Genomic DNA, 23,548 nt, shown 5'->3' with positions numbered 1-23,548 from the left:
TATGACTCCCGCATTACGCATTGAGTTTCCCGAAACCGAGGCCTCTCCCACCGTCGCCTCCAACGAGGTGCGGCAGCACCGTCACGTGACGTTTTCGCACCAAAGAAAAATGTCGGTTATGAGCAAGCGTATCATGGCCAAGGTGCTTGAACAGATACAGACCGATGATTTAAAATTGCGGGATTATTACCAGGTCAACGTTCGCCAGCTGGTGGACGGCACCGACCTGGCCGCCAACAACTGCTACACCTGGGCCAAGGCGGCGATGGTGGAGTTGGGGGAAGTCAAGTGGAACTTCGAGGATCTGGCCGCCAAGCATTTTTACCAGCGGCCGCTCCTCGACCAGACCCGGCCGCAACCCTCGGAGGTGCGCGACGGCATCATAACCATCATCCTGAACCCGGCCTTGGCCCCGTACTTTTTGCAGCTGGCCGGCGAGTACACGCTCTATAAGCTCGACGGCTACATGGCCCTGCGCAGCTGGTACGCCATGCGCTTCTTCGAGATCCTGAACCACTACAAAGACACGGGCTGGTGGGAAGTAGGACTCGACGAGTACCGCCTGCTCATGGACTGCGCGCCCGAACTCGACAAGCGCGACAAACCCGTACTCGACAAGGCCGGTAAGCCGAAAATGAAGTTTGCCGAAACCAAAGATTTGGTGGCCTACACCATCGACGTGGCCCAGCGGGAGTTGGCCCGCACGCCCTACGCCTTCACCTACACGCTCAAGACGGCCAACCTGGCGGGCAAGGGCCGCCCGCGGGTCGTTGGGTTTAGCTTCGAGCTGGTCAACAAACAGAGCTCCCGGATTCCGCCGGAGTGGGTGACCAACTCCGTCACCGGGCCCGTTATCGCTCGGCTGCAGGCCTACCAGGTGAGCGAGCGCAACATGGCGCTCTACTTGAAAGCCATCACGCTGGAGGGCGTCCGCAAGCTGCTTACCGACTGGGACCACCGCAAGGTGGGGCCGCGCGCCATTGACGAGCCGGTGAAATACTGCAACGCGGCCATTGTGCGGGCCGGAAAGGCGGCCCTTGAGGCAACGGCCGCCGAGAAGAAAGAGTTGCGCAGAGAAGCTAAAAACATCGTTCAGACGCTGTTTCCCGGGGCCGGCAACCCCGTCCAATAGCACCCGCAGGACCGCCCGCCGCGCCGCATTCTTGCAGTAAAAAAAAGCACAAAGCGCAACAAAAAACCGCAGGTTTTATACTAACATATACTGCTTAATCCTGCTGAATATCAGCACATTGGTAGTAGTAACGCTTCAGTTTTATAGTCAGTATCGCAGCAGCTAATGCCGCAGCAGTTTCTTCAAATTTCAGTACGTTTTCAGTGATTTCAAAGGGCACTTTAGGGGCGTTAGCCACTAAGCCACCCGGCAACAGAAAGGCCCGCCTGCGGCGGGCCTTTTATTCGGCAGTAGAAGTTGGCTACACTCGTGATTATATGCCTGAAATAGTATAAAAACCAGTTTATGGCGCTATATGCCGGTTTTTACTGCTTTCACTGCTTACAAGTAACGGCCGCCCTCGAAGGTCAGGTGTTCTAGCAGGGCCATCGACAGGGCCCGAAAATCCGCCCGCTGTCGCAGCCTTGCCCGGATTTTAAGCATTACCCCTGGCTCGGGTTCACCCCCCGGGTCGAGCGGGGTCTGGCCGGTGTGGCTGTAGAGCGCCTGCGTCTCCTAGTAGAGAAAGCGCCAGTCGACCAGGCAACGGTAGAAATTATGCGGGGTACGCGCTCGGAGAGGCGAAAGCGCGTGACCTCCTTATCGGTAAACTGCCTCTTGCCTTGCATGCACTTGCTACGAAACACAACGCCTAATAGGTCATGCATTATGCAACAGCCACTATGATATAATGAGCTTGTACTCCCTCCTCAACCTGTCCATTGTTGCTACACCATTGCAAGCCGGCCCCTACAGTTGGAGGGGGTTCAACGAAGCGGGCGAAACCTCGCGTTTAACTACCCGCCGCTTGGCTACGTACAGGCAGGCTCACTCTTCCTTGGTCTGGCGTATGCTGCTTGATGCTAAACTTCCGGTTCGCTTTATTCTGAAACGTATTCTGCCCGACTTGGCGCTGGTGCTGCTCATCTCGGTGATCTTTCTGGTACTCAAGCTATACGTGGGGCGGTACCTGCCGCCTATTCCGCTGTCCTTGCCCTCCATTCTGGGCAGCGCTATTTCGCTGCTGCTGGCCTTTACCGTCAGCCAATCCTACGAGCGCTGGTGGGAGGCGCGCAAAGTATGGGGCGCCATCGTCAACGATTCGCGCACGCTCGTGCTGCAGGTGCGCAGCTTTGTGAAGGCAGAGCAGCTGACCGAGCCGCTGTTGCGTAGCCTAGCCTACCGGCAGATTGCCTGGTGCTACGGCCTGGGGGAGGTGCTGCGGGGCCAGGACCCCATGGCTACGCTGGCCCAGTACCTGTCGGCGTCGGAGGTCGCCTACGCGGGGCGGCACGCCAACAAACCCTTGGCCCTGTTGGCTCTGCACACGCAGCAAATAAGAAGCCTCTACGAGCAGGAAGCTCTCAATCCCTTCCAGCAAGTGTAGCTCGATGAAACCCTCGTGCGCCTGTGCGACTCGATGGGACGGGCCGAGCGCATTAAAAGCACCGTGTTTCCCACCAACTATCGGCGGCTGGTGCATTTGCTGATCTATTTGTTTTTAGGCACCTTGTCGCTGAGTCTGGTGGAAACCAACGGCCTCTGGGAACTTCCGATTCTGCTCATGTTCGCCGTCACCTTCTTCTTGGTCGAGCACACAGCCCGTTACATGCAGGACCCCTTCAACGACCTGCCCACCGATACGCCCGTCACAGCGATTGCCCGCACGGTGGAAATCAATTTGCGCCAGCTGCTCGACGAGGAACAGGTGCCTGCCCCGCTCGCGGCCGAGGCATTTTATTTGATGTGATTGATGTGAATGGGAGGTGTGGGGGAAGGCGCAAGTCCAGAAAGCTAAACGCAGAACATGGAGCAAGGCGCATCGCTTGGACTCTTTACTGGCAGTCGTAACTGTTGCAGAATTCTGGTCTTGTTATGGAGGCGCGTTGTATCTTCTCGGCAGCAACCCGTTTGTAGTGAATGCGTAGCCGGCAGATAGGACCGCGTGGTGGCGCTGGCGGCACGGGTCGTGCTACTGCAATCTTTACTTGCTGCCGGGGCTGAGCGCGGAGCAGCATCGATTTGTGGGCGCTGGCTTGCCCACGGACGTTGATTCGGCGCAGGCCGTAGTGGTGGAGCAAGTTGCCAAACACGGGTTTGATGGTCCGTTGTCGGACTCGGCGCATGAGCTAGTCTTGGTGAGTGCGCTGCCGGTACCAGGCGCGACGGTAGGCTGCCTCAAAAGCCGAGCGTATCAACTACTGGTAGTCGGCATAAGGCACACAGCTCGCTTTGAGAGGACACTGCTGACAATCGTGGTAGTTGGCACGGTAGTGCTTGAGGTGGTCTAGGTAAGATGGACAGAAGAAGGACGCCTATTTCTTCTGTTATGGCAGCAAAATCCAGTGGGGCGTTGCCCGACAAACGGCGTAAATATGACGAGACCTTTAAGGCCGAGGCCCTTCGCCTGGCTAGTGAAAGCCGCAGTACCTAGGCCGCGGCCCAGCAGTTGGGCAGCAGGCCCAACTGCTGGGCCGAAGTGGGTAGTGTAGCAGTGGCCCGCAACCCGGAAGTGCGTGCCCTTCGGGCGGCCAGCAAACGGCTGGCACAGGAGCTAGACATTTTAAAAAAGCCTTGGTCATCTTCGCCCAGCCGACCCCGTGAGCGTCTATCAGCACATCGCCCGGCGGGCCAGCTAGGCTCCGGTGCGCCAGCTTTGCCAGGTGCTACGCGTGGCCCCGGCGGCCTATTATGCGTGGCAGCGCCGCCAATAAGCACCACCGGTCGAGTCGGCCTGGCAAGTGGCCGTGCGCGAAGCGTTTAGCCGGCACAACCAGCGCTACGGCACGCGCCGCCTCCGCGCCGAAGTGTAGGCCGAAGGCCATACGGTGGGCCGTTGGCGCATCCGCCGCGTGCTCCAGGCCTGCGGGCCCAACAGCCGCGCTCATTTGTGCCGCGCACCACCGACACGGACCCGACCGTGCGGGCCGCGCCCAACCGCTAGCTCGGCCAAGCGGCCCCCACCGCCCCGAACCGGGTGTGGGTTGGCGACATTACGTACCTGCCCCGCCAGGGCTGGTTCTATCTGGCCGTGTGGCTGGACCGTTGCTTGCGCAAAATCGTGGGCTGGGACATGCGCGATACCATGCCCGAGGACTTGGTCAGCGAGGCCCTGTGCCGGGCCCTGTTGGTGCGCCTGCCCGCGGCCGGGCTCGTCATCCACTCCGACCAGTGCAGCCAGTACACGTCCACCCGCTTTAAAGACTTAGTCGCCCAACACGGCGCGCTGCAGAGCATGAGCCGACAGGGCAACTGCTACGACAACGCCCACGCCGAATCGTTCTGGAGCCGCTTCAAGGCCGAACTGCTCGACGGCGGCAGTTTCACCGGACTGGTCGAGGCCAAGCTCGAAATCAGCCATCATATTGCCTACTACAACGCAGAGCGGCGGCATTCGTCGCTCGGCTATCTTGCCCCAACCACTTCGAAACTCACCTTCAAACAATGTCCCAGTTGTGTCCAGCTTAGCTAAACCACCTCAGTTGGTCTTGTTGCAATTAACGGAGTGATTAAGAAGGGCGACACGATAAGGTTGAAAAGCAGTGAGTTCCTACTAATTAAGATTAGTAAAAAATGGCACTATATTAATAATTGCGTGGATATCAGTAGTAAGCAAGAAGCGATTATTGCAATATCGAATGCGGTAGACGTAGCCGTCTACTTTGTGGCTACTGGTATACTGCTTGCCTGGTAACGGAGGAGCTATTATCTTTCGTGCCTACTTACAGTTACCTGTCTATTTTAACATCAGGCTTATTTCCTGCGTTTAAAGCGCGCGCTTTTGTTTTTTCTTTCCTATTACCTTACATGAAGCTACGGCTACTATTTCTACTTATCCTTCTTTCTTCTTCCCCCAGTTTCGCCCAACTGACCATGGTCAACCCCACGGAGCAGGCGGTATCCGTGGCAATTGGCTTTTATGTCGAGAAAGGATTATTTAAAGGTTGGAACACGAAGGGGTGGATGCCGATTGCGCCCCACGACTCCATCACCTTATTGCCTACCGGAATTGCGGGCGGCACCTTTTATTACCATGGGGTGAGTACGGCCTGTGACCAAGGGTATACAGGCAACTATGCGCTCTTTATACATCCCACGGAAGCCTTTGCTATTGCTAATGCGGGTACAGACGCCCCCGTCACCCTCAACAAGGAGGTGAAGAAAGCGGGGTTTGTTAAAGTTGATCTTCCGGCAGGCCAGCGCTCCTATCGGTTACGCTTGCCCGCGCTTAACTGCACCCAGCAGGGACGCCGAACCGGAGAATGGCTGGTTTACCTGGATCGGGATAAAGAAGAAGTGCTCAAACCGGACCAGGCGACGTATATGCGCCGCATCAACTACCAACAAGGCGTACCTACGGGCTTGGTGCGTGATTACTATTGGCCCAGCAATAAATTGCAATGGGATGGCAAGCTCCAGAGTGAGCACCCTGCCATGCCGCAGGGTACCTGTATCACGTATGATGAGAGTGGTAGAAAGCGGGAAGAGCTTGTTTACCAGAACGGACGAGCCACTGGCCCAGTCCGGCGGTGGGATGCCGCCGGAAAAGAAGTTATAACAACCAAGAAATACCGCACCATAAAAGTATTGGAGCCGCAGCAAGGCTATCTGGTTAGTTACTATAACCCGGGTAACAGCCGCACGGTGATTCCGGTGCAGTTACCACCGAACACGGTTTCCTGGTATTATGAATTCACGGCCTTCCGCAACGAGGCCCAATTACAGGCGGCGCGAGCCCAATTCAAACTGGTATCGGAACTCTCACGGCTCGTTGATAACACGGGAACCCTAACGTTAGCGCTCAACGCCTTGAGCACCCCTCCTGGGGGCAGTATCTGCAACGTGTATTTGCTGGGCAATACCCAGCAGACCGACCTGTTTCAGGCCAAGAAAGAGTTCTCGTATCTGCGCGAGGGTACCCGGAGCAGTCTTACGTCCGCCGTGGTGCCGGTATCGCAAACTGCGAGTCAACAGGTGTACCTGGGCCTACAGAACCCGGACAATCTATACGGCATCCATTATGCCCTGGAGGTCGTGGCAATCATTGAGGAGTAGTGACTGCCGCTGCCACCGACTATTGGCGCTTTATTAGAACTGGGAGTTAGTGTCCCAGAACGAATACCCCGCATCTAGAGTGCTTTTATAGCTACTACTTGTCACACCATCTTCTCGAATGGTAATTTACCTTATGCACCCATGACTGAATCTTTACTATTGCTCCTCCTAGCGGCACTTGTGTTCTTGTTGCTGCAACGTAGAAAAGGCAAAACCACGGAGCAAGAACTCGTTCAACTGCGCACAACGACCGAGCAACAGGTAGCAGCTGCTCGGCTGCGGGAAGTGCAACTGCAACAGGAGCTAGATCAACTCCGTCCCTACCGGCCGATTTTAGACGCTGAGCAACACGCCCGGCAGGTTCGCACCGCGGCCGACAACGAAGCCGCCGTAATTTTAACGCGGGCGCAAGGGGAAGCGACCGACCTCCGTGCGGCCGCGACCACGGAACGGCAACAAGCCCGCGCGGAAGGCAAAGAGATTTGGGAGCAGGCGGGCGTCAAGGCGCGGGTCCTGCAAACCCAGGCGGAAGGCGTATTGCTCAACGCAACTACGGAAGCAGCCCGCATCGTGGCGACCGCCAACCAACGCGCCGAAGATATTGCGGGCGAGGCCTTAGCGGCCGCTCGCAACGCAGCGGGGTTGGAAAAAACAATTCAAGCCCTTAAGAATACGATTAGTGGCTACGGCGACCAGTATTTAGTTCCGTCCTACACGTTGCTGGATGACTTAGCCGAGGAATTCGGGCATGCGCAAGCGGGTATAGAATTGAAAAACGCCCGGGAGCGCACCCGTTTCTTCGTGCGTGCCGCCACGGCGGCACAGTGCGACTATGTTGAAGCAGTGCGCAAAACAACGGCGGTGAACTTTGTAACTGATGCCTTTAATGGCAAAGTTGATACGATTTTAGCCAGCGTCAAACATGACAACTATGGCACCTTAGCCCAGCAGATTAAAGATGCTTACGCGCTGGTCAACAACCTGGGCAAGCCTTTTAAAGAGGCGCGCATCACGCCCGAGTATCTGGAAGCGCGCCTAGAAGAACTGCGCTGGGCAACTATTGCCCACGAATTGAAGCTGCAGGAGCGAGAAGAGCAGCGGCTGATCAAAGAGCAGATCCGGGAAGAGGAGAAAGCCCGCCGGGACTTCGAAAAAGCACAGCGTGAGGCCAGCAAACAGGAAGATACGTTGCAAAAGGCCATTGACAAGGTGCAGCAGCAGGCGGCAAAAGCGTCAGATGAGCAACGGGCCGCATTTGAGTTGCAGTTACAGGAGCTGGAAGGTCGGCTACAGGTCGCGCAAGAGAAAAATCAGCGGGCCTTGTCAATGGCCCAGCAAACCAAGTCGGGCCACGTCTATATTATCTCCAATATCGGCTCGTTCGGCGAGCACGTGTACAAAATTGGTATGACCCGCCGCCTCGAACCCTTGGACCGCGTGCGGGAGCTCGGCGATGCGTCGGTCCCCTTCGAGTTTGATGTCCATGCCCTGCTCTTTAGCGAAGATGCGCCGGCGCTGGAGCGGGACTTACATCGTCATTTCCTGCGTCAACAGGTCAATAAAGCAAATCCGCGCAAAGAATTTTTTCGGGTTGACCTCGCGCAAATCCGAGCAGAGATCGAGCGACTCGGTATTGATACTAAATGGACGTTGTCCGCTGCGGCCCATGAGTATCGCGAGAGCCTAGCTATTGAGCAGGCCTTAACGAACAACACCATTGACCGAGCAGAGTGGGAGCGGTTTCAGTTGGAAAATGCTCCTACCGAACTAGAAGCCGAAGAACAAGAATTATGAGCAATCCGCGACTTTACCTACGTTTTAGTCATTCTTAATCTATCTTTTGTATGAGTTGGAAAGGAGCCGCCCGTTCGTTTGCCGCCACTGCCCGGCGTGTAGAACGCGATCAACAGCGCCGCGCCCGTGTCGCAGCCCAGCAGTTCAAGCAGTTGCAGAAAGAACAGGCCCTTACTAGTGCGACCCAGGCCATCGCTGATTACAACGACTATGTCAGCGTGATTAAGTCAGTGCATCACGATTGCAGCGAGCCAGTTAACTGGGCCTCTATGCAGCACGAGCAGCCCCCGGCAATTCCTTCTCCCAGTGTGGAGCACGAGCGAACGGCCCAAACTGCTCTGGAGACGTACCAACCAGGATTTTTTGATCGCTTGTTTAAGCGTGGGCCGGGGAAGATTCAAGGTCTGCAACAGGCCCTGACTACCGCCCGCCAGCGCGACACGCAACTCACGGCAGAGCGTCAGACGGAATATAATCGCCAGTGTATCGAGTGGCAAGATCGGCAGGACCTCACCCGTCAGGTGCTGGCCAAGGATTCCGATGTGTACCAACAGGTGCTAGAAATTTTCAAGCCTTTCGACAGCATCAGCCAGTTGGGTTCCCAGTTGGAATTTACCTTCACGGCGGACCACATCGAAGTAGACGTGCACGTGAATACGACGGACATTATTCCCGATTTCGTGGTGAGCCAATTAGCCAGCGGCAAGCTATCGCGCAAGGCGCTTCCAATCAGCAAATTTAACGAGCTCTACCAAGACTATGTATGTGGTTGCCTACTCCGCGTCGCACGCGAAGTGTACGCTCACCTTCCCATCCGCCAGGTAGTAGTGCACGCCTTGACCAAGCAGCTCAATCCCGCTACGGGCCGCGTCGAAAACCAAGTTATCGTCTCCGTTGCTATTCCGCGTACCACGCTCGATCAGCTTAATTTCACCGCTCTTGATCCATCTGACTCGATGCGCAACTTCAACCATACCATGAAGTTCATTAAGACAGGTGGCTTCCAAGCTGTAGACCGGGTTGGACTTGCCGCCCCGCTGGTCGCGAGAAAAAAGTAATGAGCCCACCATTAGAGCTAGATTGAATAAGGTGCCGAAACTACTCGGTCGTCAATACAGTTGATAAAAATCCGAGTTGAGATGGCAGATCTCTGCGTTCTTAAATTAAAGTGACAGCAATGACGAGTATGGTAGCAAGAGACTGTAAGCTGCGCAGCAATGGGCCGGCAGCCTTTGCAAAGTGCTTAGGATATGTCGGTTAGCTACTCGTGAAGAAACCTTCTCGCTGGTCGGCCTTCGCTCGGCCTTACCAAGCGTTTAAGAAAGAAAGCTATGGACTAATAATAACTTTAAAAAACAGAAAAGCCCCTTATAACTGACGTTATAAGGGGCTTTTACTTGATGCATAATGCCTACACTATCTAGACCTGTCAGTGAGATATGATTTTGTAAGCTCACCTTCTTTCGAAAACTCGTGGATAAAATTTCCGCACTTAAACACTAAATTATCACCTTCACTCAAATGCTGTAGTGGCGTATATCGGCCATGGTTAAGAATTATAAAGTCCTCACCATCAGAGGATGCTTGTAATGGCTCACAAGTAACATGTGAAAATTAACTACCCCGATACTATTTGTGTGTAAAGGGATAAACTCATTATCAACTGCCTGCGGGATTTTAGCTAATGCATCTGATTGAACATTAATTTCATTCAATACCTGTTTATGATCATCTTTCCAATAACGTTTCGCCTCATCCTCGATCATAGCAATAATCCTAGGATTTAGCTGTTTCCAACGCTTTGCCCAATGAGTTAACCCGTCAGAAGATTGGAAGTCAGTCAGCAAACCATTCGTGAAATAAAGATATAAGCCAAGTTTGTCAGCATAGAAGATGCCATTTGGTTCTATATTTTCGAGAGCTAAAACCTTGGAAATAAAATTAGACGTTAATGATTGATTTTCAATACCATCAGTAAGGCTACTGTGCACACTATAGCTATCAAACATTGAATCGCCAAGATTTCTAGTGAAATGCGTCAGCTTATTCAGGTCAATAGTTCTAACAGTGTCTTTTGTACTGATAAATACGATGTTTTTAGAAAACAACTCATATACTATGCACCTTATATCGGAATTAGTATCGTGATCCCCTAGGTAAGTATAAACTTGATCACTGTGATACCGTAAATGTTGACTAATAGCATTAATTGAAGCTCCTTCTGGCCCATTTTTTAATTCAATAAAGCATGATTTATCAGGCACAAATATGCCCGATGATTTTCCCTCTGGAGTTTTACCGGATAATTTAAACAAGTCAAAAAAGCTCATGTTTCTACCTATTAGAAGATTAAAATCAGGAAGTCTCTATTGAAGCTTTCAATCGTTTAACTAGTTGTAGTTAGCTTATCAAACAACTTTTTCCACTTCTTAACTAATTCCGGAGATGTCTTGGTAGCAATACGAGCAGAGACCTTTTGTACAGATTTAGCTAGTTCAACTTTCCAACCCGGTTCAAGCTTATGGCCATTTTGCAGAGCAAAGGCTTCCATCTGGGGGATAATTGGCTTTGACTCGTCTAGCAACTCATCGAAGTCGTCAGTCTGCTTACCTCTGTATTCCTTTGAGAACACTCTTGCCAACTCATCAGCCGGAAGTAAATCTTCTATCTCAAATTCCCCTTCTCCGAGGATAGCTGTTAGGCCAATTATCTTCCTCTTATCATCTTTATATAATCCAGAATAGAGTTGTTTCTCCTTGTCCTTTCCCGACTTATCAGAATCGAGGATGGCATATGGTAATTGACTATCCCGGCCAGCAATTATGCTAATAATAGGTCCCATTCCTCGCACACCACCGGTGGGGATGAATATCATCTCTTTGTTATTATGATACTTCGACTGACTTAACAGAATGTTTTTAACAATCTGTAAGTAGATTTGATCTGAAGAGCCTTCTACCATAACGGGTTGACATCCCATTAGAAGCCCATCTGATACGCTTAGGCCAATTGCTGCGTGTACAGGGTATACAGAATGATCAGCAACTGTACTACCCTGCCGTAGATTGGATGAAACGGTTGACGAGCCTTTCTCATCAACATAAATAGCTTTGATATTGACAAGATTGTTCGGGTCAACAAGGAATGGTGAATGAGTCGTATAGATTAATTGATTATCCTTAGCAAGAGAAGCAAAGAACTTTATAAGGTCGGCTTGGGCAACAGGATGCAGAGCTAATCCGGGCTCATCAAGGAGAAGAATACTATTTTTATGTGAGTTCTTGCTTTCTACTAGAAATACTAGGAAGAAACTGAAGAACCACTGTAGCCCACGGCTACGCCCTTCTAATTCCACTTCCTCTTTCCTTCGGTCATCGCTTACCCAAATACGAAAGTGATTACCATCAGCTTGAAATCGAAAGCGGTAGTCACCTTGCTTCCACCACTCTCGAAAGGATTCTGTCAGTTGGGTGGATGCCGATGTTAGCAGAATCTCACGCTTCTTCTTTTTTTCTCTATCAGCTCCTATTTCAGCTTCGGTCAGCTTAGCATTGGTAACATTACCATATACATCCTTTTTTTGAGCTTGTGCTTCTTGACCAAGCTCCAGTATCTCTTTTGGCTTAAGTTTTACATACTCAAATAATACATTCAGGCTTCTTGCTTTGGCTCGTTCCTTCTCACCTAGGTCTGTTCGTGTAGCATTATCAATTACATGAGGCAAATAAATTTCAGAATCCAAATTGCCATAATCTGAAAAATAAACAAATTCAGGAAGGTACTTCAATAGCACAGTGAATCCGGCGTCAATGTATGCTAACACATTCCCAGTGTCATCTATTGCACTGCAACCATACTTCCCATCGTATCGGCGGTAAACGCTAATTAGCTTGAATAACTGTTGTTCTTTACCCTCTACGTTAGCTATTTCTTGCGCAGTAGTCTCATCAGCTTCAAAAACCGCAGTAATGAATTTCTCATTGCCTTCGGTTTCTTCGTAAGCTGCATAGCTTTTTCTTGGATAATCAGATAGTGGTACTATTGGCTCTTTATTCGCTGGCCTTAGTTTCCAAAGTGCAAGCAACAAGTTGGTTTTGCCTGCTTCATTCGTACCTAGAATGGTACTAAGTTCACTTACTTCCACCCATCCACTGTCCTGGATAGATTTAAATTTTTGCACTTTGAAGCGAAGTAGTTTCATTATCCAACAATGATATTATTATACTAAACAAGTTAGTAATTTTGGTTGCAGATCTACACTTTCCTGTGAAATTCACAAATCTGTTTTTCAGAACACACAATCTAGGCCTGTATCCAAACTGTTTTCTGATAACGGCTATGAGCGAGTAGATGTGGGCACGGTTATGTTCAGCCAGTGAAATATTCTATCAATATTTTGCAATTGCGAGAAGTTTTTATTCACCTGGAACAGCTACTTTTTGGCGCTTTCTAAATTGATAATAGATACCATCTAGCAAATGATTTCTCCCTCAACAAATTTACCCTCTCAGCAGTCCGAAACTCCTACTCCAACATGGTCTGAGATAAATCTGTGGCCTCATCAGGTCGGTGCTGCCAGCATGGTTGAGGGCTATCTGGCAGCAGGGGTTCTAGAGGCTGCGCTAGTGCGGATGCCCACAGGGAGTGGTAAAACTGCAATTATGGCAGTTGTATCCCAGTTGCTGCCTAATGTGCGAAGCGTACTAATTGTCGCGCCGTGGGCGCAGCTTACTAAGCAACTCAAAGAAGAAATTAAAACCCGGGTTTGGAATAAACTGGGTGTTACTCCATGGTCAGCTATAAAACCTGTTCACAGATTCCGCGCTGCCGAAGCAACTAAGGCTATTGTTAAAGCAGGTGATGCACCTACCGTTTATGTCTGTACTAATCAATCCCTAGAGCGCTTGCACGCCGCTAGCTTAGATATCAATTCAAGTTATCACAGCAGCTATTTTACGCTGCAGAATGCAATTGATTTAGTACTTGTGGATGAGGGGCATCGGGAGCCGGCACCGCAGTGGGCCAAAGCAGTGCGGTCGCTCGGCAAGCCAACTATCCTGTTTACAGCCACGCCTTACCGCAACGACCACCGACTTTTCAACATTACCAACTCCCACACATATCAGTTTCTCCATCAGCAAGCTGTCGAGGACAACTTCATTCGTCAGGTTGAGTTCAGGGAGGTTGTGTTTGGTGAAACCCCGCAGGCATTCACTGAAGCACTATTACATTTCTTCACTGGTGAGTTTCAATTACTGAAGCCATCTGCTGTTACCCATCCACGCGTAATTGTTCGTTGCGCCACTAGCGACGACATTCGGCAAGTCACTGCTCACTTGAGATCGCGCGGCCATTCGGTTGTAGAGATGCACGATAATTTTACCGATGATGACGAGCAGTCGTCTTACCGGACGGTACCTGACCCAGTCAGGAACCAAGCGGTTTTTTGGGTACACCAAAATAAACTTATTGAAGGTATTGATGACCCGGCGTTTTGTCTTCTCGCCATTTATCAACCGTTGGCTAACTCTCGAGCGTTAATTCAGCAGGTGGGGCGTATCCTGCGCAATCCATCCCAGCAGCCTAACCAACGAGCATATGTATTTAGCCATCCCCGCCATAAGCTGCGATTCAAGTGGAAAGCATACGTCACTTATGAGAGCTTGCTGGGCGGGGATACCCATGAAGCTGGCCCGAAGGAAATGTTCGTGGAAGTAAGCGAGATTCAAAACCACTTAGTTTACCTAGATGGCAATTACAGGGCACGTTTCTCACCTGATAATCCACTATTCTATGATCACCTAGCATTTCGGTTAACAGCCAGCGTCTTCACGCCGGCAGCGTCTTTCTCGCTGGCGACTTTACACAATGAGTTAGCTAAAGAGTTGGACGAGGATGACTACGTGCTGACCAATGAGGCTAGCCCGGAAACAGGGACTATTATTTTACTCTACGCCAAATGCCGTACCTCACCCCTGCTGTTTGACCAGACATTCTTAGAGTTCAACTTAGGCTACGTCATTATTCGCCAGAAAGATGGGTGGCTGTTTTTTTACAATACTTCGGGAACTACGCCTACATACCTACTTGAACATGCCCACCGAGTATCCCCGGAACTTCTGGAAAGGCTCTTACCCGAAGGCAACACTCGGGTCTCGCAAATATCATTACTCAACAGCGACCTCGGCAATTTTAGTGTCCGCCGCCGAAGTCTTAGTGCCCGCGCGGTGGAAGACCTGGCTCCGGGCTTGGCCGACTATGCGCACTTCTGCTCAACCGTATCAGGCACTGTCGATACGGGTGGTCAAGTGTTTCGTCGCAGGTATATAGGCTTTACCCGCGGGCGGATCACGCAACTCACGTCTGACCCCGTGCATTATCAAGATTATATTAGCTGGCTGGACGCAATCGCAGTTGAATTGGCCGCAAGTCAGACTAAAGGAACTGCTCTATTTAACCGGTTCGCGGCCTACCAACCTGCGCCAACGAACCCACAGCCAAGTCATATCCTGCTGGATATGGAGAATATTGAGGAAGAATATGTTACCCTAGAGTCGGTAGGCACTGACAGTCCGGTTGTGTTACACTTCGATGACACTTGTGCCGACATCACCAACGGTCGATTCGAGTACCGGGTTAATGGTAGCATTATTAGTGTACAGCTAGTTTATCATAGTGACCGGAAGCGCTTTGAATTAGTGTCTTCGGGGTTGGGGCAACTGCACGTACAGCAAGGCGCGCAAGCAACACGCCGGCAGAGCTTACTGCATTTTCTCAATGCTAAGCAGGCCTTCCGACTTGTTATTGAGGACGGCTCAATTTACGCACATGGTCAATTCTTCAAATCACGTCTGCCTCTCTGGGGTCGCCGTACCACGGGCAAAATTGATTTGGCCAACATTCTGATCGGGCTTCCAGACTTGGCTTCGATAACCAGTGAGAAAGGAATAAAAAACCATCCTTCTTGGGCAAGTACTGTTGCTTGGCAGCCAGATAGCTTGTTCGATTACATAGATGGAAGACAGCGGCTTTCCTCTCTTTTTCAGTCTGAGGGCTTTAGACCAGACATCTTAATCTGCGATGACTTAGGCAATGAACTAGCAGATTTTATTGCTATACAGCAAAATCCCCCCCGCGTCGCCCTTATCCATGCCAAATACAAGTCGGCCAGTGACCGCGTTTCAGCTTCTGCTTTCCACGAAGTATGCGGGCAGGCTGTCAAAAACTTAGGGGTTTTGAATCCACAGTGGGATGGGTCGCTTAAAAGCTCGCAAATCTGGTCACGCTCCTGGGAACTCCAAGATATTGGGTTGGTATCCCCACGCACACGTCTTAACTCTACTAGCCTAACCGGCCAGCAACTGTGGCGGGAGATTCAAAAAGTCGTTCGGCATCCGGCTTCTTCTCGGGAGGTGTGGATTGTGATGGGAGCAGGTCTGTCACGACAAGCATTTGAACGAGAGCGCCAAAAAACCAAGCCGAGAGGCGAAGTAATTCAATTCATATACCTACTGCAATCCACCTGGAGCAGCGTGTCAGCTATTGGCGGTCTATTTAAAGTTTTCTGTCGTCCGTAGTTAGTAACTTTTAACTACGTGAACACTTTTAACTGAAATGAAGAACTGGCTACTAAAGTTACTTAATGGCACAAACGATATAAAGTGTGTCGTCCGGAATATCCTAAGAGTTTTCAGATCTGTCAGCCTATTGCACGACAAGACAGTGCATATGACCAGAGTAAGGCTGGCTAAGGGTAAGTCCAGCCCACTGCCTGCAGCAACCGATCGAAAAAGGCCTCATCGGGGCAGCGACTCGCAAACACCGACACCGTGCTCTGCCGGTAGTCGAGCAGGCGCAGGCGGCCCTGATCAGGGTGTAAGTGGATGGAACGGCGGGGAACCAGACTCGGACGGACGGCTGGCTAGTTGGTATACAGGATGCGCCGAAGGGACTTAGGCGATTAGGCAAACCCCAGACGGGCTAGTTTTTCGGGTAAGGGCAGATAGCTCATATACTAGTTTTTCACGCGGTATTTCGCCCTTGCCGGCGCCACTGACCACAACGCCCAATACGTAGCAAGCTGGCGCACCGAATAGTTCGCGCGGGGCGCTTTGCTAAAACGGAAGCAGGCCATTGGTTTGAAATCTAAGATCATACGACGAGAGCATTCCGAGGGCAATGCCTATTTTAAGATAGCCAGTGCTGTGCTTGCCGCCAAATCAAGACCCGTAACTGACGCAGTTCCGCGGCCGTGTCCTAGTCCAGGGCGGTGCCTCAAACTGCCGTGCCAGGGGCAAGCAGCGGCTTATGTAGAGCGGCTTTCATTGGTCAAGCGCAACGCTTCCGCGCGGAAAGCCGCGTCATTGCTCCGTCGGGTAGCAGGTTGGATACTATCTTTTCTGATAAGGGAAAGAGAAGGCCTTATTCTGTCATGGTTTACCCGACCACCTCAAAGTGTCTTCTTGCCATTCGCAACGATCTTCCCTATTAAGTAAGTTCTAATCACACAGTTTCGCTTAAATGGCCGTCTTGCTATCTTTAACTAGGTCTAGCATTAATTCGCGGGCGCGAAAAAGCTGGGCTTTTATCGTACCCAACGGGGCCTGCAATTCCAACGCTATTTCGTCGTAGCTTAATTCCTGAAAATAACGCAGCCGTACCAGATGTGCGTACTTAGGCGGTAATAAGGTGACTACTTCCTGCATCAGGTCAATGCGTTGCTGCCGGATGTAGGCTTCCTGGGGATTGGGTTGTTGATCTGGCGCATCGAAGAGCACGCTCTCTCCTTCTCCCACGGAGAGCGGCGCGTTAAACGATAGGGTTTTGAGTTTCTTCCGTCGGAGCGCATCAATGCAGCCGTTCGTCGCAATCCGGAACAGCCACGTGCTGAAGGCAAAATCCGGTCGGTAACGAGCTAGGTGACGGAAAGCTTTCGTGAAGGCTTCACTGGTAAGATCTTCGGCGTCTTCGGGGTTGCGAACCATCTTGAGAACCAAGTGGTAAACTGATTTGTGGTAGCTCACCCACAAGTCTTCGTAGGCCTGCTTGTTGCCTTGTAACGCGGCTTGAATTAGGTGCACGTCCTGCTGGGCCCGAACGGACAGCACCTTTTCAACTTCTTCTACTTCAACTTCCATAGCACCAGCGGTAGGGTTTGCAACTCTAAGAGAAATAAAATGAAAGTGCGGGCAGCAACCCTTACTCAACTTCGGTTCCTTGCTGCAAGGCACGGGCAAAAGCGGTAACTAGTTGAGCTCTCCCTACGTGAGGGGCCGTTAGGGCGTGGTGAGCCCGGTAGTGCGTCGCCAACCAGCTTGCCGTAGCGGTTAGTGGCTGGGCAGCTAAAAGCAGAGAAGGGATTTCCCACTGCCAACTCGTAGTCAGCCCCATGTCAACCGCCGTAAGGGTAGTTATTAGCACTACCTCTCGCCCAACATCACAAAAGACACGCAACCGCACGGGCATAGGTATTAGCAGCAGAAAATCACTGGATACTAGCTAACGTAGTGGCGGTAACCCAACGATTACGGTAGCGGAGTGAGAACGCAAGAGTAGGTAGTACGGTAACTTATCGGTAACAGTTATTGAATTGTACTAAGGGGCTAAAACTTTATACCCTACTTAGTCACCAACTTTTTCTAGACCACTGCGTTACAGGTCAAGCAGTTGTTTAACTGTTCGCTTCTCTCCCTCTAGCTCAAGCTTATGCGTACCCATCGCCTCCCCACGTACCTGCTCGTCACTGCCTTATTGACGGGTGGGAGCACCATTGCTCTCACTAGCTGCTCGACCAACGAGAAAAAGGAAGTTTCGCAGCAAGGCCAGCAGGCCTATGACAAGTTGGAATCGTACGTGAGCGAGGTGGAAACCAACCCTGCCGCGGCCCTGCCCGATACGTTCGCTACGCGCTTGACCGCTGTCCAGCAATATGCTGCGGAATACGATACAACGCGGCAAGCGGAAATTCGCCGGTTGGAGGAGCGTTATAACCAAGTACAGAGTGCCAGCATGGCGGCAACGGCTACTGCCAGTACGGACACGCTGGCTAGGCCCATAGCGGCAGCGGAAACGGCTGTGGCGCCAGTTCGCGCGAGTGAGGCCCCGGCCAAGCTCTACAAAGCCAGCAGCCCGGCCGCCGCCATGACGGCCGCGAACGCCCGCAGCACCTACGAAGCGTTTATCCAAAAAGTGAAAGCCAACGAGGACAACTACGAGATTGGTGACTGGCGGGCCGTCAATGCCGACTGGCGGGCCATGGACAAAAAGTACGACCAGATCAAAGATGACGTGAGTGGCAAGGACAAAGCGGAAATTGCCAAGGAAAAGCTGAAATACGCGGCCTTCAAGTCCTTCGACAAAACCGAGTCCCGCGTCTCCCAGGCCGGCGACGTGGTATCAGGCGATATGGACGACGCCAAAGCCAAGGGCGGCGGCGTACGGGTCGGGCAGACCGCTAAGAATGTGGGCTCCGACGCCGTTGGGGTGGCTAAGGACGCTAAGGAAACCGGCAAGGATATTGGCAAAGGGGCCGTAAAAGTGGGCAAGAAAGTGGGCGGGGCCGTCAAGGGCGTATTCGATGGCAAGGACAACAAAACGGAATAGGCATATTTCATTTTAATAGTGCAAAGACCGGTTCCTACGGTAAGGAGCCGGTCTTTTTTGTTGCTTTCCAAGCTACGACTGGTTGGCAGGCTATTTCCAGCGTACGGGCAGCTTTTCATTTGCCCTACATCTCTGGTTCTGTTACTGAACTTGTTTTCACTGCCTGTCGCAACCTTTCGGTCGGCACGCAAGCGGGGGTTGCAGCCAGCAGTGATATATTTTTATCTCCGTATACGTCACGGACCGACAAGCTGAAAAAGGCAAAGGGTTAGTTAGTACCCAAGCCTTTTCCACTAGTCCTTGGTTGTCAGGCTCGAGCGTAGCGTCCCCGGTTGCCCCGCCGCTACTAGCCGGGAAGAACAACAACTTGCTGCAATAGCCAACTCATTCCCTTTCCTCTCGTAAGCTGCTCCACGTACCATTTAATCTCACCCCGCTATGAATCAACCATCGTCCTCTAAGCCTACCGGCGCTGCGCAGCAGCCCACCATGGAGCCCTACAACTCCCTGCCGCCCCAGCCCGCCACTACCGATTCCTCCCCGCTCGACCAACTGAAGCCGCTGGTGGACCAGGCCAAAGAAATGCTTTCCGAAAAAAGCCTCGACGGGCTAGTCGAGCAGTTACCGCAGTCCGTAAAAGACGCGGGCACCAAAGCCGCCGCCAGCTTCAGCAAGCTCACGACCACCCAGAAAGTGCTTGGGGGCGTTTTGCTTGTGGCCGGAGTGCGCTACCTAACAAGCGGCAAGAAGCGCCAGGGCAAAAAAACTCAGTCGCAGAAACTGCACGACAAGAAAGCCAAGAAAGAAGTTAAAACGCTGCACGAACTGCTGCTCTTCGTTAATGACCGGGTGGAAGGCTACAAAAAGGCCGCCGCCGAGAGCCAGGACGCGCAGCGGCAGGGCTACTACCGGCAATTGGTCGGACAGAGCGAGCGGTTTGCGCAGGAGTTGAACGGCCACCTGAGCCGCTTAGGCGGCGAGCGGGAAACGGGCACCACGCTCAAGGGCAAGCTCTATCGCCGCCTGATGGAAGCCACGGCCATCGTTACCGGCCAGGACGAGCAGGCTATTCTAGCTGCTAATATTCACGGCGAGAAATGGGCCATTGCTGCCTATAAAGACGCCCTCGACGACCATACGCTGAGCGCTTCGCACCAAGCCGTGGTCCGGCAGTACGCCCAGGCCCAGAAAACACTACAAGAGCTGGAGCACCAACAGGCGAGCCACTCGTAGCTTAGTCTTCCGACAAATAAGTATGCCAAGGCCCTTTCGCAGGTTGTGAAAGGGCCTTGGCTTTATTAGGCGGGCCACCAGCCTCGGAAGGGTTCTTCAGTGGACAATGGTATAGGGCAGGTCGGCCAGCGCTTTCTTGTGGACCGGCAGGGCCACGCCCAAGGCTTCGTGCACGCTGACGCGAATCCGGTTGGCTAACTGCGTCAGCGGTAAATCGTTGCTTTCCAGCCCGAAGGGATTTTCAATTTCTTCGCCGATTAACTCCAGGCCCAGCAGCGCGTACGCCCCAATCATGACGATGGGAACGGTGAAATACCGGTAGGTATCGAGTAGCACGAAGGGCATAATCAGCAGAAAAATGGTGATGAAGCCCTTGATAAAGAAGCTATAGGAGAACGGAATCGGGGTGGCGCGGATCCGCTCACAGGCCCCGGCGGTTTCCAGCAGCGTCCCGTGGTAGGGCTGTAACTGCAGCAAGTGCACGGCCTGCAGTTCGCCGGCTTGGTGCAGCTGCTCGTAGCTGGCTTGCAGCAGCGTCGCCAGCTTGGTGGGCAGGTGATCGGCCACGCGGAGACCTTCGGGGGCTACGCCGGCCACTTCTTCCAGCTGCTCGTACTGCACGTTCTCGCGCAGGTGCCCTTCTAGCGCCAGCGCGAAATTGGAGAGCATCCGGGCATAGAATATCCGGTGCGCAGCGGCGGCGGCGGGCAAGGCGCCGCCCAGGATGGCAGCCAGGTTGCGGCAAGCCCCAATCAATTGCCCCCACTGCCGACGTCCTTCGTAGTAGCGGTCGTAGGCCGTGTTCGTGCGGAAGACGAGCAGCAAGCTGAGCAGAATGCCCAGAAACGAAAAGAATTCCCGCTCCACCTCGAAAACGAAACGGAAATACTGTAGTTGCGCCACCGTAACGGCCGCTACGTAGACGCCCACCAGGGCCACGCGCCCAAGCAGCACCCATAGCACTTTGGTGGTGTGAAAATGCCAGAGCGCTTTCCACCAATCCCCGGGTTTGTAAATAATCATGGCGTTGAGTTTACCGGCTTCAACGGCCCGTAGCCCGTTGCGTTGGTGAACAAAGGGAGAAAAGCACTAAAACGGGCTGGCACGGGCCGTAAAAAGATGGCATAAACCAGCGGGTTTACGTATGCGGAACCAGCCTAGCCAGCCTGGGCAGGTTTTGCTGCTGATTCACCACTGTCTTTTTCGCTATGAATCCACTACTTGAAATACGCCACCTCGACCAGAGCCTATGGCTCGATTTTATTAGCCGGCAGGTGCTCACCAACGGTGAGTTGAAGCGCCGCATCGACGAAGATGCGCTGCGAGGCGTCACCTCCAACCCCGCTATCTTCGAGAAGGCCATCGGCGGCAGCGCCGACTACGACGATACCATCCGCGAACAAGCTCGGCAAGGCAAGTCGGCCGAGGAAATTTACGTGGGGCTGGCCGTGGCCGACGTGCAGCAGGCCTGTGACTTGTTCCGGCCCCTCTACGACAGCCACGACAATTCCAGCGACGGCTACGTGAGCCTGGAAGTGTCTCCCGCGCTAGCCCACGATACGGCCGGCACCATCGCCGAGGGCCGGCAGCTGTGGCAGGCCGTGGACCGGCCCAACGTGATGATTAAAGTGCCGGCCACGCTCGAAGGCCTGCCCGCCATTCGCCAGCTAATCAGCGAAGGCATCAACATCAACGTGACCCTGATTTTCGGCCTGGAGCGTTACCGCGCCGTTACGGAAGCTTTCCTGGCGGGCCTCGAGGACCGGGTGCAGGCCGGGCAGCCGGTGGAAGACGTAAACTCGGTGGCCAGCTTTTTTCTGAGTCGCATCGACGTGCTCATCGACCCGCAGCTAGATAAGCTAGCCGCCGAGGGCGGCCCGCGCGGCGAGTTGGCTGCCTCGCTGACGGGGGAAGTAGCCGTGGCCTGCGCCAAGCAGGCGTATCAGCTCTACAAGGACATCTTCGCCGGGCCGCGCTGGAACGTTCTGCAGGCGAAAGGCGCCAATACGCAGCGGCTGCTGTGGGCCAGTACCGGCAACAAGAACCCGAAGTATGACAACCTGAAGTACATCACCAATCTGGTCGGCCCGAAAACGGTGAATACCGTGCCGGTAGACACCATGGACCTGTTCAAGCAAAGCGCCATTCCCGCCACGGCCCAATTGGAAGAAGGCCTCGACCACGCCCGGGAGGTGCTGCGCCGCCTGCCGGAGTTGGGACTAGACCTGGAGGTGCTGACCGGCCAACTCGAAGCCGACGGCGTGCAGAAGTTCATTGAGCCGTTCACCAAGCTGCTGGACTCGGTGGAGAAAAAGCGCCAGCAGGCTCTTAGTTCCAATCAGCAGCTGGCCTAACGCTACGCTTGCGGCCCTTCACCCTTACACTTTACCCGCCATGACGTTAAACAATTTATTCGGCAAAGACGAAGTAAACGCCGAGGACAACGAAAACGGTGACATCACCGAGAAAGGCTTTCCTGTCAACGAGCAGTTGGAGCGGGAAAAAGAATACAAGCAGGACCAGAGCAACGGCAAGGCGGCCAACGACCCCACGGCCCAGCGCAACATGGCCCCCAACGGCTACACCCAGCGCTCTGACCAAAAGGATCAGCTGGAAAACCTGCACATCGGCGGCAGCGAAACCACGCCTCAGGGCGCTACTTCCCGGGAGCGATCCGACGTAACAGCCCAGGGTCCCGGCCTGGAAAAGGAAGGGAGCGACGTGCTCGGCAACGAAACCCGGATGACCGACCAGGAGTTTGGCGCGGCCGCGCCCGGGGCCCCGGCCCCCGACGCAGGCCGGGCATCTGACTAAAATTGACCCAAAGAAAAGCCCCCTAAACACGTTTAGGGGGCTTTTCTTTGGGTCAGGGTCGGCTAGGCGCTGCGGTTTTCCGGGCGCCCGCCCGCTGGGCCCGGCAACCTATTGGGGGTCTTTGGCGTCGGCATCAGCGCGCATCGAGTCGGCCTTCATCTCGCCGGCCTCTTCCGCTTGGTCGCCGGCCGCGTCACTGGCCCCGGCGGCTTCCAACTGATCTTCCTTGGCTTCGCCCGCGGCTTCTACCCGGTCAGCGGCATCTTCTTGCGCGTTTTCCTTGGGACTGTCGCACGAAGCGAACGAGAACGAGGCGGCGGCCAGCGCCAAAAACAATAATTTTTTCATGCTAAAAAAGAGTTAGGGGTGAGTAGTCTTTTATACGGATTGCCGTGAAAAGGTAACCCATCCTGCCCAGGTTTTACCCAAGCGCGCCTTCCTGGCTGCCCGGCAGCTCGCGCCCGAAGTGGGCCTTCAATACGGCGTTGATTATCGCCGTCGCCAGCGGCTTGCTCAAGAACGTGGTGATGCCGTACAGCTCTACCCGTTGGACGTCGGCGGGGTGGAGCGAGGTGGTCAACATCACAATCACGCTGGCCTGGCGCTGCGCGGCGGGTAGCTGCTGGTAGGCGGCCAGAAACTCGTAGCCGTTCATCACCGGCATGTTCACGTCCAGCAAGATCAGGGTCGGGCACCCAGTCAGGTGGGGGGGCTGGCAGTGCGCGGCCAGCAGCGCCAACGCCTCCTGGCCGTGGTGGGCCACCAGCACCTGCTCGGTTACGGCCAGTCGTTCCAGCAGCTTGCGGTTGAGGTAGTTGGTGGTCGGGTCATCGTCGACTAGTAATACACAGGAGAGTTTTTCCATGCAGGGTTACAAGA

The 23,548-nt window shown here is 53.3% G+C and carries 19 protein-coding genes and 2 pseudogenes; 11 read left to right on the top strand and 10 right to left on the bottom strand.

Features of this window, described 5'->3' with window-relative positions; genetic code table 11:
• The first annotated feature begins 1 nt into the window (after window position 1).
• Window positions 2–1,132: a replication initiation protein gene (locus P1X16_RS28800; RefSeq protein ID WP_277236255.1), complete on the top strand. Its 1,131-nt coding sequence runs from the start codon at window positions 2–4 to the stop codon at window positions 1,130–1,132.
• Between the two features lie 94 nt (window positions 1,133–1,226).
• On the opposite strand, the gene P1X16_RS28795 is transcribed toward P1X16_RS28800, so the two are convergent.
• Complete coding sequence (locus tag P1X16_RS28795; RefSeq protein ID WP_277236253.1) at window positions 1,227–1,370, bottom strand: hypothetical protein; 144 nt, start codon at window positions 1,368–1,370, stop codon at window positions 1,227–1,229.
• Between the two features lie 492 nt (window positions 1,371–1,862).
• Between P1X16_RS28795 and P1X16_RS28790 the strand changes: the two are divergent.
• Window positions 1,863–2,921, top strand: a pseudogene (locus P1X16_RS28790) (bestrophin family ion channel).
• A gap of 85 nt (window positions 2,922–3,006) precedes the next feature.
• Here P1X16_RS28790 and P1X16_RS28785 read toward each other — a convergent pair.
• The 3 genes from P1X16_RS28785 to P1X16_RS28775 all read right to left on the bottom strand — a co-directional run bounded on the left by P1X16_RS28785 (window position 3,007) and on the right by P1X16_RS28775 (window position 4,059).
• The gene (locus tag P1X16_RS28785) at window positions 3,007–3,297 is read right to left on the bottom strand and encodes a hypothetical protein (protein ID WP_277236251.1); all 291 of its coding nucleotides are present in this window, start codon (window positions 3,295–3,297) and stop codon (window positions 3,007–3,009) included.
• A gap of 304 nt (window positions 3,298–3,601) precedes the next feature.
• Window positions 3,602–3,733, bottom strand: a complete 132-nt coding sequence (locus P1X16_RS28780; RefSeq protein ID WP_277236249.1) for a hypothetical protein — start codon at window positions 3,731–3,733, stop codon at window positions 3,602–3,604.
• A gap of 104 nt (window positions 3,734–3,837) precedes the next feature.
• A complete protein-coding gene (locus P1X16_RS28775; protein ID WP_277236247.1) occupies window positions 3,838–4,059 on the bottom strand; it encodes a hypothetical protein in 222 nt (73 codons plus the stop codon).
• A gap of 80 nt (window positions 4,060–4,139) precedes the next feature.
• On the opposite strand from P1X16_RS28775, the pseudogene P1X16_RS28770 reads away from it, so the two are divergent.
• From P1X16_RS28770 to P1X16_RS28755, 4 genes and pseudogenes are all read left to right on the top strand, one after another.
• A pseudogene (locus tag P1X16_RS28770) lies at window positions 4,140–4,643 on the top strand (IS3 family transposase); the annotation flags it as partial.
• A 335-nt stretch (window positions 4,644–4,978) separates the two neighbouring features.
• Window positions 4,979–6,226 (top strand): DUF1036 domain-containing protein, encoded by a 1,248-nt coding sequence (locus P1X16_RS28765; RefSeq protein WP_277236245.1) that lies wholly within the window; start codon window positions 4,979–4,981, stop codon window positions 6,224–6,226.
• A gap of 141 nt (window positions 6,227–6,367) precedes the next feature.
• Window positions 6,368–8,020, top strand: a complete 1,653-nt coding sequence (locus tag P1X16_RS28760) for a DUF4041 domain-containing protein (RefSeq protein ID WP_277236243.1) — start codon at window positions 6,368–6,370, stop codon at window positions 8,018–8,020.
• Between the two features lie 50 nt (window positions 8,021–8,070).
• Window positions 8,071–9,078, top strand: a complete 1,008-nt coding sequence (locus P1X16_RS28755) for a hypothetical protein (RefSeq protein ID WP_277236242.1) — start codon at window positions 8,071–8,073, stop codon at window positions 9,076–9,078.
• A 498-nt stretch (window positions 9,079–9,576) separates the two neighbouring features.
• On the opposite strand, the gene P1X16_RS28750 is transcribed toward P1X16_RS28755, so the two are convergent.
• The gene (locus tag P1X16_RS28750; protein ID WP_277236240.1) at window positions 9,577–10,350 is read right to left on the bottom strand and encodes a hypothetical protein; all 774 of its coding nucleotides are present in this window, start codon (window positions 10,348–10,350) and stop codon (window positions 9,577–9,579) included.
• A 56-nt stretch (window positions 10,351–10,406) separates the two neighbouring features.
• Window positions 10,407–12,221 carry an AAA family ATPase gene (locus P1X16_RS28745; protein ID WP_277236238.1) on the bottom strand — a complete coding sequence of 605 codons (1,815 nt, stop codon included), beginning with the start codon at window positions 12,219–12,221 and terminating at the stop codon, window positions 10,407–10,409.
• 277 nt (window positions 12,222–12,498) lie between these two features.
• On the opposite strand from P1X16_RS28745, the gene P1X16_RS28740 reads away from it, so the two are divergent.
• Window positions 12,499–15,597 (top strand): DEAD/DEAH box helicase family protein, encoded by a 3,099-nt coding sequence (locus tag P1X16_RS28740; RefSeq protein ID WP_277236236.1) that lies wholly within the window; start codon window positions 12,499–12,501, stop codon window positions 15,595–15,597.
• Between the two features lie 939 nt (window positions 15,598–16,536).
• Here P1X16_RS28740 and P1X16_RS28735 read toward each other — a convergent pair.
• Window positions 16,537–17,157, bottom strand: a complete 621-nt coding sequence (locus P1X16_RS28735; RefSeq protein WP_277236235.1) for a sigma-70 family RNA polymerase sigma factor — start codon at window positions 17,155–17,157, stop codon at window positions 16,537–16,539.
• 568 nt (window positions 17,158–17,725) lie between these two features.
• On the opposite strand from P1X16_RS28735, the gene P1X16_RS28730 reads away from it, so the two are divergent.
• Window positions 17,726–18,622, top strand: coding sequence for a DUF6565 domain-containing protein (locus tag P1X16_RS28730; RefSeq protein WP_277236233.1), 897 nt, complete (start codon window positions 17,726–17,728; stop codon window positions 18,620–18,622).
• Window positions 18,623–19,060: 438 nt separating this feature from the next.
• The gene (locus P1X16_RS28725; protein ID WP_277236231.1) at window positions 19,061–19,855 is read left to right on the top strand and encodes a PA2169 family four-helix-bundle protein; all 795 of its coding nucleotides are present in this window, start codon (window positions 19,061–19,063) and stop codon (window positions 19,853–19,855) included.
• A 96-nt stretch (window positions 19,856–19,951) separates the two neighbouring features.
• Here P1X16_RS28725 and P1X16_RS28720 read toward each other — a convergent pair whose 3' ends face one another.
• Entirely contained in the window at window positions 19,952–20,878 is a 927-nt protein-coding gene (locus P1X16_RS28720; RefSeq protein WP_277236229.1) for a bestrophin family ion channel, read from the bottom strand.
• A gap of 185 nt (window positions 20,879–21,063) precedes the next feature.
• Here P1X16_RS28720 and tal point away from each other — a divergent pair, with 185 nt between their 5' ends.
• Both tal and P1X16_RS28710 read left to right on the top strand, forming a co-directional pair.
• Window positions 21,064–22,209 (top strand): transaldolase, encoded by a 1,146-nt coding sequence (tal, locus tag P1X16_RS28715; protein ID WP_277236227.1) that lies wholly within the window; start codon window positions 21,064–21,066, stop codon window positions 22,207–22,209.
• 40 nt (window positions 22,210–22,249) lie between these two features.
• Window positions 22,250–22,669: a hypothetical protein gene (locus P1X16_RS28710; protein ID WP_277236226.1), complete on the top strand. Its 420-nt coding sequence runs from the start codon at window positions 22,250–22,252 to the stop codon at window positions 22,667–22,669.
• A 108-nt stretch (window positions 22,670–22,777) separates the two neighbouring features.
• Here the strand turns inward: P1X16_RS28710 and P1X16_RS28705 are convergent, their stop codons facing one another.
• Window positions 22,778–23,017 carry a hypothetical protein gene (locus P1X16_RS28705; protein WP_277236224.1) on the bottom strand — a complete coding sequence of 80 codons (240 nt, stop codon included), beginning with the start codon at window positions 23,015–23,017 and terminating at the stop codon, window positions 22,778–22,780.
• 73 nt (window positions 23,018–23,090) lie between these two features.
• Window positions 23,091–23,534, bottom strand: a complete 444-nt coding sequence (locus P1X16_RS28700; protein ID WP_277236222.1) for a response regulator — start codon at window positions 23,532–23,534, stop codon at window positions 23,091–23,093.
• Window positions 23,535–23,548 lie beyond the last annotated feature (14 nt).

The organism is Hymenobacter sp. YC55, from assembly GCF_029433095.1.
Lineage (GTDB): Bacteria > Bacteroidota > Bacteroidia > Cytophagales > Hymenobacteraceae > Hymenobacter.
This window is presented reverse-complemented; position numbering and strand designations above follow the sequence as displayed.